The organism is Kribbella sp. C-35 (assembly GCF_046549195.1).
Taxonomy (GTDB): Bacteria; Actinomycetota; Actinomycetes; order Propionibacteriales; family Kribbellaceae; genus Kribbella.
Genome location: NZ_JAJPWG010000003.1, coordinates 483,284 through 495,820 on the forward strand (window position 1 = coordinate 483,284; position 12,537 = coordinate 495,820).

Sequence of the window (12,537 nt, forward strand, 5' to 3'; positions counted from 1 at the left end):
AGTCCGTCCACGGTCAACCACTGCAGGTTGCACCGCGGATGGCCCTCGGCGCGCTCTCGAACTTGTCCACGCCATCGGTGCCCTGCACAAGGAAGCAGTACTTCAGGCCGCTGCTGACCTGCACGGTCAGCGAAGTCATCGTGCCCCGCAGCGTCGTTTGCGGCTGCTTGGCGCCCTGCTCCGCCACGATCACGGCATACGTCAGCCTCGGCGGGCCTGACCAGGTCAGAACAACCGAGGTGCCCTTGTCCACGGGCGGATTCAGCTTGATCGTGGCCTGTTGTGGGGCCGTAGGAGTCGGTGTCGGCGTACTGACAGCCGGCGGTGGCGCGGCCACGTGATCGGCCGGGTCGTCGCCGCCCGGCCGGAACACCACCGGTACGACGGCCACCAGTGCGACCGCCGCGCCCGCGCCGATCAACAGCGGTTTCCGGGACTTTCCGGGCGCATCCTTGACCTTGTCCTGCTTCTGTTTCGCGGGCGCCTTCTTCTTCGGCGCCTCGACGACGGCCAGGGGCGGAACGCTCCGGCCCGCGGCCAGTTCGTCGCGGAAGTCGTCGAAGTCCAGCTCGTCCTCCGGCTCCGCCTCCGCCCCGGCCAGCAACGCCTCGAACTCGCGGACCACGGCCGCTGCCTCAGGACGGGCGTCCGGTTCCTTCGCCATCATCCGCTGCAGCAGCGCCGACAACGCCGGCGGCACGTCCCGGCCGGTCACCTCCGCGGGCGGTTCCCGCAAAACCCGCAGTACGACGCCGTCCGGCGGCTCACCCGTCCGCGCCGGGAACGGCGGCCGCCCGGTCAGGGCCAGATACAGTACGGCGCCGAGCCCGTAGACGTCGGCCGCCTCGGACAACTCGCCTTCCCGCAGTACCTCGGGAGCCGTGTACGCCGCGTCGCCCATCAGGTCGCGCGGAAACCGCAGCCGCAGCGCCATACCGAAGTCCGACAAGGCCGGCTGTCCGCTGGATCGCTCGAGCACGTTGGCGGGCGTCACCCCGCCGTGCACAAGACCGGCGTCGTGCGCCTCGGCCAGCACCGAGCTGAGGATCTGTCCGAGGACGATGACGTCCCCGATCGGTAACGGGCCTCCTGCAACCAGATCGGGCAACCCCTGTGGGCAGAACTCCATCCGCAGCCCGGTCCGCCCGTCCGGCAGGTCGTCCATCGACTCGACCCGAACGATCGACGGCGCCGACCGCAACCCGGCCAGCTTCGCCTGCTCGACCTCGATCCCGTTGTAGGTGCGCCGGTCGAGCGGCTGCGGGTAGACCTTCAACGCGACCGTCCGGCCGCCGGGAGGCGCGAGCAGATACACCGTGGCCACCGGCCCGGTGGCCCGCGGCACCAGCGCATCGGGGGAGATCTCAGCCATCAGGGTCATCTTGTCATCCCGCAACGTCCAGGTACGCGCATCCGCGTGCCACCAGGAACCGCAGGTCGCCGAGGATCTCGGCCAAGGCGGCGTCCGGATCGGGCCGGCCGGACGGCTCGGCGGACACCGTCGCGCGGACCTCGCAGCTGTGCCACAACGTCGGCGCCACCGAACCCCATTGCCACAACTCGTAGCAGTCCGGGTCGAGAATCGCGACGGTCCCGAGGCCGGGAATCCCGACCGCATGCCCTTCGAGCCGGTCCGGAGCGTTGCCGAGGCCAACGAACATGATGTCCAGCCGGTGCCGCTGCGCGAACTGCCGTCTTTCCTCCACAACCGCGATCAATCCCGCGTCGGCGAGGCGCTCGACGTACGCCGCCGGTTCCGCGACCCCGGCGCGCTGAGCATGTACGACGACATCGTCGACGGTCCATGAACCCTTGCCGACCTCAGGCACCCCGTGAGCCAGCACCCAGACCGCGAAGGTATCCGCATCGAGCCGGTGCTGACTCCACCCGACCCGGACGACTTGCTCCTCATCCCGAACACCGTTGTAGTGCCCGATCGGGAAAACCAGTGCGGTCATCGGAGCCTCCGCCGGTCGAAGTACGCCGCGCGTACGCAGAGCAGACCGTGGATCTGCCCGAGCACACCGGACAACACGTTCCGCGGATCCGTCTCCTCCGGCGCCGTCACCCCTGCCTGCACGGCAACCTTGGCCGCATCGTGGCAGCCGCTCCACAGCTCCGGTGCGAGCTGCGCCCACATCAGTACGTCGTACACGGCGACGGAGACCTGCGCGACCGGCTGGTTCAGGAGCCCGACGGTCTGCATCCACGGCTGGTCCGGATCCGGCCCGAGCCCCTGCAGCAACGGGAACAGCTGATGCTCGCAGGCGAACTCGACCGCATCGTCCGCTTCCGGATCGACCGCCGCCAGCAGCCCGTCGCGAAGGAACCGTTCGGCGACCTCAGCCACCTGTCCGGCCTCCAGCCCGATGTTGACGGCGCGCTCCGTCAGCGACGACCGGGTCGGCCGGTCCTGGTCGTCGACCCCGTGCGCCAGCAACCAGACCGCGAATTCGCGGTCCTGCAACTCGGCGACCTCGACGCCCACCCGGACCTGCTGCCGTCGCTCATTCGCCCCCGAATACACCACACCCAGGTCGTGTCCCACTGGGATCAGCAGCTCTCGATCGGTCGTCACGGTCCCTCCACGTCTGCCGGTACGCACAGCACGCTAAGGCGGTCCGACGTACGGCGGTCGTCGACGGCAGGAAGCTGTCGCGCCCGCTCCCGACCGCGCGATCGCCAAGACAGTGGGGGACATGAACATCACAGGTTTGGTCCGGGTGACAGTCGTGGCTCCCCAGCGGCGCCTCGACCTGGCCTTACCCGAACAAGCAGCAATAGCCGAAGTCCTTCCCGGCCTCCTGACCAAGGCCGGTGAACACCTCGCCGACCAGGGCGCGCCGGGCGGCGGTTGGGTCCTGCGCCGCAGCGACGGCATGGAGCTGAACCTCGGCCGGACCCTCGGCTCGCACCGGATCCGGGACGGCGAGATCCTGCACCTGGTGTCGCGCGCTCTCGACTGGCCGGAACTGGAGTACGACGACCTCGTCGACGCGGTCGCCTCCGGCGTGGGCAAACTCGGCGTACCGTGGACCGCCCGTCACACCCGGATCGCAGGCCTGACCGGCGCCGCGCTCGCCCTGCTGGTGGTGCTGGCCGTCGTCCTCCGCCGCGGTGCGCCCTGGGCCGACGCCGCGAGCTGGCTGCTTCTCACCTCGGCGCTACTGGTCGCGGCCGGTGTCGCGCTGGCCCGCGTGGTCGGGGACTCCGGCGCAGGTGCACTGCTCGGTGGTCTCGGACTGCCGTTCGCGACGATCGGAGGCGGCCTGCTGTTCGCCGGTACGTCGACCTGGCCGGCGATCGGCGCGCCGCAGATCCTGTCCGCCGGTACGGCGTTGATGCTCGCCGGAGTCGCGTGCTACCTGGGGATCGTCGACAGCGGCTCGCTGTTCGCGGCGGCCATGAGCACCGGCCTGCTCGGCCTCATCGCCGGCTGGATCGGTACGGCGGAGTCGCTCGACGGCCCCGACGTGGCCGCGATCCTCGGCGCCGCGACGTTCGCGTTCTCACCGCTGCTCGGTCCGCTCGCGCTGCGGCTCGGCCGGCTCCCGATGCCGATCCTTCCACGCACGACGGCCGACCTGGTCCGCGACGATCCACAGCCACCACGCCGGCACGTGTACGGCGCGGTGGTTCGCGCCGACGGTCTGCTCACCGGCATGCTCACCGGCATCGCGCTCGCGGTCTCGGTGTGCCTGGTGCTGCTGACCACGGACCGCAGTACGCCGGCCACCGTCCTGACCGGACTACTCACCCTCGGATGCTTGCTGCGGGCAAGGATCTATCCGGTGGTGAAGCACCGCCTGATGTTGCTCACCACAGCGTTGACCGGAATCGCCTGCCTGGTCCTCGGTCCGCTGAGCGCATCGGCCGCCGACCCGGTCTCGCTGATCGTCCCGTTGATGGTCATGCTGGCCGCCATCACGATCTTCTGCGGCCTCCGGTACAGCACGAAGCTCCCGAGCCCGTACCTGAGCAGGTACGCCGAGATCCTCGAAGTACTGGTCACACTGGCGCTGATCCCGCTCGCCTGCTCGGTACTCGGCCTGTACGCCGTGGTCCGGGGCTGGGGAGGCTGACATGGCGACCAGGAAGGACCAACTGCAGTCGCACCAGTTCTCGGTGCAACGGATGGTGTCCGCGCTCGTCACCCGGGAGACCGATCCCGAGCAGCCGCCTTTCAAGCGAGCCACCTCCGCCGCGTTCGGCGGAGTCGCGATCATGATCCTCGCACTGGCCGTCGTCTGGGTCTACGGGATGGTGGTCCCGGGCGGCAACAAGGCCTGGAGCAAGGGCGACAGCGTGATCGTCGAGAAGGAGACCGGCACCCGGTACGTGTACCTCGACGGCCATCTGCACCCGGTCGCCAACTACGTGTCCGCGTTGCTTGCCATCGGCAAACGAGGACAGACACTGCGGGTCTCGCAGCGGTCGCTCGCCGGTGTCCCGCGCGGTCCGCGGATCGGGATCCAGGACGCGCCGGACGCGCTGCCGCCGGCGTCCAAGCTGCTCGGCGGCGGGTGGACGCTGTGCTCGCAACCGTCCCGCGACCAGGCCGGAACCCGGACCAGCGAGTCGGTGCTCATGATCGGACAGCGGCCCGGCGCCGGTACGGCGATGACCGACGACGCGATGCTCGTCCGGGTGATCGAGACCGGTGACGAGTACCTCCTCAGCGACGGCTACCGGCATCGGATCGCCAAGAGCGACATCGCCACAGTGGCGGTCGCGCTGCATTCGCAGCCGGTTACCCAGGTCGGTGCGGCGTTCGTGGCGGCGCTTCCCGACGGTCAGCCGATCGCCCGCCTGCGGCCGGCAGGCATCGGTACGCCGACGACCGTCGTACCCGGCCGGCCGAAGACGTTGGTGGGACAACTGTTCGTCGTACAGACGTCTGCGGGAAGGCAGTACTACCTGGCGACGCAGAAGGCGTTGCTGCCGATCAGTGACGTGCAGTACGACATCCAGCGTGCGTACGCTCCGCTCAAGGCGGCGTACGGCGGCAAGTCGCCGACGGCGATCGAGCTCAACCTGATGTCCGTCAGTGAGGCCGAACTTCCGGCGGTCAGCACCGAGGAAGGTGCGGTGCCGCGCGTCTGGCCGCGCTTCGTCGGCCCGCAGGACGGCATCGGTACGGTCTGCGCCGCGTTCACACCCGGGCAGTCGCTCCCCGCGATCTTGATCGACCCGGCGATGCCGCTGCCAGATGCGATGACCGCGACCACGAAACGCACCCGACGTGACACCGTCCTCGCTGACCGGATCCTGATCGCCCCCGGTACGGCGGCGGTCGTCGAGGCTCGCCCGTCGGATCATGCCCCGGCCGGCACGATCTCGGTGGTCACCGATATGGGACGCGTCTACCCGTTGTCCGATCCCAAGCTGATCCAGACCCTGGGCTACGGCGGCGTTCAGCCGGTCCCGATCCCGGCCGCCCTGGTCGCCCGAATCCCCCAGGGCCCCGGCCTCAACCCCACCGCCGCCGTGCAGCCCGTGTCCTAGTACCGCAGCGGCAGTTCGTGACGTTGCGCGACGAACAACGATCCGCGGTCACCGACCACACCGCACGGACCAGACCGCACGCACCGCACCGCCGCACGCACCGCCGCACGCACCGCATCCGGCGTGCACCGCCCGGTCCGTCCCGCCGGCCGGTCCCAACCGAGCACGACGGGAGGCCCGGCACACGTGGGGATATCCGACGGCGTTGTGAGTTCTCCGTTGGTATACGAAAGGAGAAGCCACAACACCAGGGGATATCCGGCTCTCTGCCGTCTGTGTGTGGGGTGTTGCATTGCCGGCTGGCGGGAAGCAGCAGGCCAGCGGTGACATAACCCGCCAGTGTGACCTGACGGCGAGCTGGCGTGGGGCTGTTCCGCCGGGCGGTTCAAGCCCGCCACCGCCTACTCCACCCCCCACTCCAGGTCAGCGAGCACCCAGCAATCCACCCCCGCCGATCCAGCTCTGTCATCTTTGAGCTCCCACCAACCATTTTCGAGCCGCTGAGATGGTTGGTGAGGGCTCAAGGATGACCGTGTGCGGTGCCGGGGGCGGATGCCAGCAGCAGCAGGGAAAAGCCCGGCTCGAGATCGGATATCTCGAGCCGGGCTTTTCGGTGATCAGTTGGCGGGCCGGCGTTCCTGCCGCGCGGCGGGCGGCGCCGCCTTGGCGTCGGTGGCCTCCACCTTCCAGAGGTCCTCGTCGAGGAGCTGGAGGGTGTTGGCCGCCTCGGTCTTCTCCTTGCGCCTTCGGGTGTTCACCGGTACGGCGGGGAACGCGCCAGGCAGGTCCTTACCCGCCCTGCCGCGCAGTCCGACCGGGACGCCCGGCGTATCGCCCTGCTGCCGATCACGCCGACGATTCCCCGGCGCGATCATGCCGTTGCCGGGACGCCCGGCCTTGGTGCCGGCACCAGCCGCGCCGCCCATCATCGGCGGCATCATCGGCGGCATCCCGCCGGCACCAGCGCCCGCGCCGGCCGCAGCACCGGTACCACCGGCCAGCCCGCTCGGTGCAGCCGGCGCCCGCCCGCCAGACAGCGGACCTTGCGACGACACGGGTTCGGCCACTGCACCCGGCAGCTTGGAGTCGATGCTCTTCTGACTGCCTCCGCCACCGGGAACACCTGGCAGACCGCCGCCACCGACCCCACCGCCAGGAACCTTGCCGACACCACGTCCGCCGGTGGACCCGCCCGGCACCGCACCGACCGGCAGGTTGCTCATCGGCGGCACAACCGGCGTATGGGTCGTCGGCGGCGCGATCGGCATGTTCGGCAGCGACCCTTCGAACCGGGGCGCAACCGTAGAGGCCGCAGGCATCCCGGCCAACCCGGTACCACCACCGGGCACCCCCGGAATCGATCCGGCACCGGTACCACCCGGCCCACCGGCCCCGTCCGTCCCGCCCCCGCCGGCACCTGCCCCGGCAGCGGCGTCCTGCGCCCCACCACCTTGCTCGGCCGGCCCCGCCTGCTGCCCACTGGGATCAGCGGCCGCCGGGTCAGCACCCGTAGGCCCACCTGGCGAACTGGGCACCGAGGGCGCGTTGGTCGGGGCGCTCGTCGTGGGCGCCGCGTTCCCACTGCCGGGACCGTCCCACTTCAGCTTCGCCGCGTCGGACGTCAGAAACGAACCAGCGAGGCTGTATTTCCCCGCAAGCCCAATCATCGCGTCGCCCGCCGCCTGCAGCGGCACCTTTGCCTTTTTCGCCCAGGCTCTCTCGAAGCTTTCGGGGGATTGCCGTTGCGGGGTCGACGAGTTGTAGCTCTCCACCACCTTGTTGAGCTCGTCTACCTTCGTCGCGACGGTCGAGGCCGTCGTCCGGATCTGCTCAGCCAGGGCATTGAGCACCCCCTGCACCGGAGCCATGGCGCTGTAGGACGTCGACAGCGAGGCTTCAGTGATCGTCCGGGCAGCCACGAAGTCCTTGGCGTCCTCGCTGCCCCACTCCTGCAGCAGGGTGTCGGTGACCGAGTGGAGCTCCAGATGCGCGGTGTTGACGGCATCCGCGGACGAGTTCCACATGATTCCCGCCGTCTCGAGCGGGCCGCTGAGTTCCGCGTCCGTCCTCATCATCACGGAGAGGGTCGTCATCAGATCGACGCAGGCCTGAACCGTCTGCGCACCGCCGATCTGGCTGGTCACGGTGGTGATGGACGAAGCGCCTCCGTCTAGTTTGTCGGCCATCAGTGGCCTCCTGCCGGTGCGGGATTCGGGCGTGGGTGGTCGATTTGGTAGGTGATGGCGTGTCCGGGGTCGAACACCTCGTTCGGCCGGACGTTGCCTTCCAGCGGGTTCAGCAGCTTGGTCAGACGGGCCTTGGTCACCTCGACGTTCCGGTCGAGCGCGCCGCCGATCTCGGTGATCGCGGACTGGTAGCCCTGCAGGCCGTCAGCGGTGTTCGACATGTACTGAACGAGCGTGTTGCGGGCATCTCGTTCGACCTTCATGAAGGCGACGCTCTCGGCCGTTCCGCCGCCGGCGGCCGGCGATGCCGAGTTGTTTCCGGCCTCCCGCATCTTCGTCGAGAAGTCGTCCGTCACGCTGGCGAGGCCGCCGCTGGCTGTTTGGAATGCTTCTGTTCTGGCGTCTAGGTCCGCCATCAGTCCTCCTTGGTCGGTGGTTGGGTCAGTTGGATCAGTTGGTTGGTGCCTTGACGGGTGATCAGCCAGCCGCGGCCGGGTGGCATCGGCTGGGCGCGGAGGCCGCCGAGGAGGGGACCCTCCTCGCGGCTGCCTGACATCAGCAGGCCTGGTGAGCCCACGTCGCGCATCCGGGCGAGGACGGGCTCGAAGAGCCCGCGCATGGCGCCGCCGGTCCGGCGGGCCACGTAGATCCGCAGACCCAGGTCGGCGGCCTGCGGGATGAACGGCAGCAGCGGCATCAGCGGATGGTTCTCCGCGGAGGCCACCAGGTCGTAGTCGTCGATCAGGACGAACAGCTCGGGTCCTTCCCACCAGCTACGATCACGCAACTGGTCGGGAGTGACCTCGGGACCAGGCAGCCGTTCCTGCAGCACGTTGGCCAGGCCGTTGACGAGCTCGGCCGTGACCGCGTGGTTGGTGCCGTAGCCCAGAAGGTGCTCACTCTCGACACCGCCCAACAGACTGCGCCGGTGGTCGACGACCAGCAACCGTGCCTGTTCCGGTGTGTACGTCTCCCGGATCCGATGCGCCATCGTCCGCAGGAAGCCCGACTTCCCGGCACCGGTGTCACCCAGGAGGATGAACGTCGGGTCCGCGTTCGGGTTGAGCAGCACCGCTTCCAAGCTGCGCTCCGCGACGCCGACAGCCAACCCGTGCTCGCGGGAGCTGGCGCCGTTGTTGGCCGCGTACGGCACATCACCTGGCAGCAGTTTGATCTCCGGCGCCGGCTTGCCGGACCAGGCTTCCTTGACGGCGGCAACGAGCTCGCCCAGCCCGACTGAGACCCGATCCTCGCTGTCGGCGAGTCGTGGCGCCGCGATCAGGAAGTGGTGCTTGCTCGTCGTGACCCCGCGCCCGGGTGCATGCTCCGGGACGAGCGCCGCCGTCCGGCGGTCGATCAGAGAGTCGATCGGGTCACCCAGGCGCAGTTCGAGCTTCGTACCGCACAAGTCGCGGACGTTGGTCCGCAGGTCGAACCAGCGCGGGACGCTGATGAGCAGGTGGACGCCGTACGCGAGACCGCGGGCGGCGAGGTCGCCGAGCGATTGCTCGAGATCCTCGAAGTCGTTGCGGATCGTCTGCCAGCCGTCGATCACGAGGAACACGTCGCCGTACGGCGAATCGCCCGCCTCGCCCCGCCGGCGCCGTTCGCGGTACGTCGCCATGCTGTCGATACCGTCCTGCGCGAAACGCTTCTCCCGCTCGGCGATGATGCCGAGCAGTTCGATGACGGTCCGCCGTACGGCGTTGGTGTCCTGCCGGCCCGCGATCGTTCCGATGTGCGGGAGGTCGCGGAGGCTGGAGAGCACGCCGCCGCCGAAGTCGAGGCAGTAGAACTGCACTTCCTCGGGGGTGTGAGTCAGGGCGAGGCCGGTGATGATGCCGGCCAGCGCGGTGCTCTTGCCGCTGTGCGGTGCACCCGCGACAGCGACGTGGCCGGCACCACCCGACAGGTCCAGCAGCAACGGGTCGCGGCGCTGGTCGAGCGGCCGGTCGACGACGCCGGCGACCGTCTGCAGCCGGCCCGGGACGAACGAGTTGCCGGGATCCTGGGCGAGCTGCGAGAGCACCTCGGCCAGCGCCGGCGGCTTGTCCAGCGGAGGCAGCCAGATCTGGCGGGCCGGCGTACCCCGGCCTTCCAGACGATCGACGAGGATCTCCAGCAGCGTCTCGCCGCCGGACTCGTCGAAGACACCGTCCGGATCGTCGTCCTCCTCGACCTCTTCGGTGACCGCCGGGGCGACGTACCGGCTGGAGTAGTCGAGCAGTTCGACCGTGTTGTCCTGGAGCGGCAGACTGTCCGCGGTGGGCCGCCGATGGATTCCGGACACGTACGCCGAGCGGAACCGGTCCATCTGCTCGGTGCCGACTTTCAGGAAGCCGTGGCCAGGAGCACGCGGCAGCTTGAACGCGTCGCTGACACCCAGCACGGTCCGGCTGTCGATCTCGGAGAAGGTCCGCAGGCCGATCCGGAACGACAGGTGCGTCTCCAGCCCGCGCAGTCTGCCCTCCTCCAGTCGCTGGCTCGCCAGCAGGAGATGTACGCCGAGCGACCTGCCGACGCGGCCGATCTGGACGAACATGTCGATGAAGTCGGGGCGCGCAGTCAGCAACTCGGAGAACTCGTCGCAGATGACCAGCAGGGTCGGTACCTCCTCGAGCGGCGCTCCGGCCGTACGCGCCTTCTCGTAGTCGCGCAACGACGCGAAGTTGCCCGCGGCCCGGAGCAGCTCCTGGCGGCGGAGCAGCTCACCGTTGATCGCATCGCTCATCCGGTCGACCAGATGGAGTTCCTCGGCCAGGTTGGTGATCACCGCGCTGGTGTGCGGCAGTGCGTCGAGTCTGGTGAACGTCGCACCGCCCTTGAAGTCGACGAGTGCGAAGTTCAGGGATCGCGGCGGGTGCGTGATGGCGAGCGCCAGTACCAGGGTCCGAAGGAGCTCGCTCTTACCCGAGCCGGTCGCACCGATCAGCAGCCCGTGCGGCCCCATGCCTTCCTGGGCCGACTCCTTCAGGTCGAGTTCGATCGGCTGTCCGTCGGCCCGCAGACCGAAGCGGACCCGGAGCCGCTCCCGCATCGGCCGCGGCAGCCAGGTGTCGTCGGGATCGAAGTCGAACGGATCGCCCAGATCGAGCAGTTCGGCCAGGCCGAGGTCGGCGCTCAGCGGCTGGTCGCCCTGCGAGCCCGCGGTCAGCCGTAGCGGGGCCAGCTGCCGGGCAAGTCCTTCTACAGCAGCGATGTCGAGGCTGTCGGCCTGCCCGAGATGCTCCTCGCCCTCCATGGTCTCGGCGGTAATGGCGCCGTCGGTGGCGATGTCGAGGCTGATCGCGGTCGAGTCGATCGCTCGCGGTGGCGGCATGGTCAGGTCGAGTACCGTCACGCCTTCGAGTCCCGGGCCGACGAGCAGGTGGTCGGATCCGTCGATGTCGCCACCGGCCACGACAACCACCAGGTGCGGGCCGTTGACCCGTCCGGCGACATCCGGATCGAAGCGCGGACGATTGCTCACGACGTCGTCCAACATCGCCTCGATCGCGGTGATCGATCCGGCGATCAGCCGGAGCGGCCCGAGCGCATCGCTGCGTTCCGGGTGCAGGGTGTGGGGCAGCCACTTGGCCCAGTCCCAGTCCTCGAGATCCTCCGCCGCGGCACAGATCGCGATCCGCAGGTTGTCCGGCGCCTGCAGCGTCACCAGTTGCGCGATCATCGCGCGGACCATCGCCCGGGACCGTTCCCGATCACCCGGCAGATAGATCCGGCTGAAACCGGTGATCGCGATGGCGAGCGGCAACCCCGGCACCGTGGAGTACGTCGCCACGAACCGACGTAAGGCCAGCGCGGACAGAGGTTCGAGGCGCTCGAGCGGCTGGGTGTCGGGTGGGACCACCGTGGTGGCGGGACTCTGCGAACCGACGCCGATCCGGGTGGCGCCGAAGTCGGCGTCGTCCTGACGGCGTTCCCACAGCCGGTAACTGCCGGCCAGCGCCCAGAGCGACTCCGGGTCCGGATGCAGGTAGCCGAGAGCTTCCCGCTGCTGTTCGATCGACCTGCTGAGGCGCATCCGCTGCTGGGCCAGATGCCGCAGATACGTCCGCCGGGCCTGGCTCATCTCGGTCTTGCCGCCGCCGGTGCGGGCGAAGAACGCCATCACGATCATGCCCAGCATCGCCAGGCCGAAGAGCCCGAAGATCACGTAGCGCAGACTGCTGCCGATGCTCCCGGAGAACATCAGCATCATCGCGCCCATCATCGCGACCATTGGCAGCACCATCAACATTTGCATCCACTGCCGGCTGCCCGGTTCCGGCACCTCGGGCGGTGCCTCGAGCAACAATTCGCCGCTCGGGAGCTCCGGGGCGAGCCGCCGCATCGGACGCCGGACCAACATGGTCGCCATCGTCGAACCCCTTCCGTGAGGCCTGTCCATGAGGATCCTCACGCGCACCGACCCGTCCGCGGACCTGGATGGCAGGAAGGTGCCGCCCAGACCTCCCGGTGTCGTGCGGTCCTTAGCTTGTGAGCGGAAGCACCTGACAAGAAAGGAGACAGTCATGGCCGGAGCCTTCATTCAGGGACTCACGCCCGAGATGGCCCACCACGCCAACCAGACTGCGGCGTACGCCGAAACACTGGGGGACAACGTCCGCCGGTCGCAGGCGAACACCATGGATCTGGGCGGGTCGATGCGCGGTGAGGCGTACCAGACCAACGTGGCGGGGCACGAGAACTGGAGCCAGTCCGCAAGCCTCAAGGGCCAGAACCAGGCCGGAGTGCAGTCCGACGGAATGATGCAGATCACGAACATCTACGACCAGCTGAGCGCGGGCAACGTGCACTCGTTCGGCACGGTCAACATGCCCACGGCCTGATCGGACAGAGAGGAGTC

General features: G+C 69.0%; 9 protein-coding genes. 3 read left to right on the forward strand and 6 right to left on the reverse strand.

The window, feature by feature from the left end:
- Positions 1–13: 13 nt before the first annotated feature.
- Genes ACLJOO_RS22255 through ACLJOO_RS22265 form a run of 3 tightly spaced genes read right to left on the reverse strand, consistent with a single transcriptional unit; the run spans position 14 to position 2,578 of the window.
- Positions 14–1,372 carry a serine/threonine-protein kinase gene (locus ACLJOO_RS22255; RefSeq protein ID WP_410789194.1) on the reverse strand — a complete coding sequence of 453 codons (1,359 nt, stop codon included), beginning with the start codon at positions 1,370–1,372 and terminating at the stop codon, positions 14–16.
- Positions 1,373–1,385: 13 nt separating this feature from the next.
- Positions 1,386–1,958: a hypothetical protein gene (locus ACLJOO_RS22260; RefSeq protein ID WP_410789195.1), complete on the reverse strand. Its 573-nt coding sequence runs from the start codon at positions 1,956–1,958 to the stop codon at positions 1,386–1,388.
- Positions 1,955–2,578 (reverse strand): hypothetical protein, encoded by a 624-nt coding sequence (locus ACLJOO_RS22265; RefSeq protein ID WP_410789196.1) that lies wholly within the window; start codon positions 2,576–2,578, stop codon positions 1,955–1,957. Before ACLJOO_RS22265 ends, ACLJOO_RS22260 begins: the two co-directional genes overlap by 4 nt.
- A 121-nt stretch (positions 2,579–2,699) precedes the next feature.
- Here ACLJOO_RS22265 and eccD point away from each other — a divergent pair, with 121 nt between their 5' ends.
- Together eccD and eccB are read left to right on the forward strand one after the other, a co-directional pair.
- Entirely contained in the window at positions 2,700–4,082 is a 1,383-nt protein-coding gene (gene eccD / locus ACLJOO_RS22270; RefSeq protein ID WP_410789197.1) for a type VII secretion integral membrane protein EccD, read from the forward strand.
- A 1-nt stretch (position 4,083) separates the two neighbouring features.
- Positions 4,084–5,505 (forward strand): type VII secretion protein EccB, encoded by a 1,422-nt coding sequence (eccB, locus tag ACLJOO_RS22275; protein WP_410789198.1) that lies wholly within the window; start codon positions 4,084–4,086, stop codon positions 5,503–5,505.
- A gap of 617 nt (positions 5,506–6,122) precedes the next feature.
- On the opposite strand, the gene ACLJOO_RS22280 is transcribed toward eccB, so the two are convergent.
- Genes ACLJOO_RS22280 through eccCa form a run of 3 tightly spaced genes read right to left on the reverse strand, consistent with a single transcriptional unit; the run spans position 6,123 to position 12,048 of the window.
- Entirely contained in the window at positions 6,123–7,691 is a 1,569-nt protein-coding gene (locus ACLJOO_RS22280) for a hypothetical protein (RefSeq protein ID WP_410789199.1), read from the reverse strand.
- Entirely contained in the window at positions 7,691–8,107 is a 417-nt protein-coding gene (locus tag ACLJOO_RS22285; RefSeq protein WP_410789200.1) for a hypothetical protein, read from the reverse strand. Before ACLJOO_RS22285 ends, ACLJOO_RS22280 begins: the two co-directional genes overlap by 1 nt.
- Positions 8,107–12,048, reverse strand: coding sequence for a type VII secretion protein EccCa (eccCa, locus tag ACLJOO_RS22290; protein WP_410789201.1), 3,942 nt, complete (start codon positions 12,046–12,048; stop codon positions 8,107–8,109). The genes ACLJOO_RS22285 and eccCa overlap by 1 nt, the downstream gene beginning before the upstream one ends.
- 154 nt (positions 12,049–12,202) lie before the next feature.
- Here eccCa and ACLJOO_RS22295 point away from each other — a divergent pair, with 154 nt between their 5' ends.
- Entirely contained in the window at positions 12,203–12,520 is a 318-nt protein-coding gene (locus tag ACLJOO_RS22295) for a hypothetical protein (RefSeq protein ID WP_410789202.1), read from the forward strand.
- Positions 12,521–12,537 lie beyond the last annotated feature (17 nt).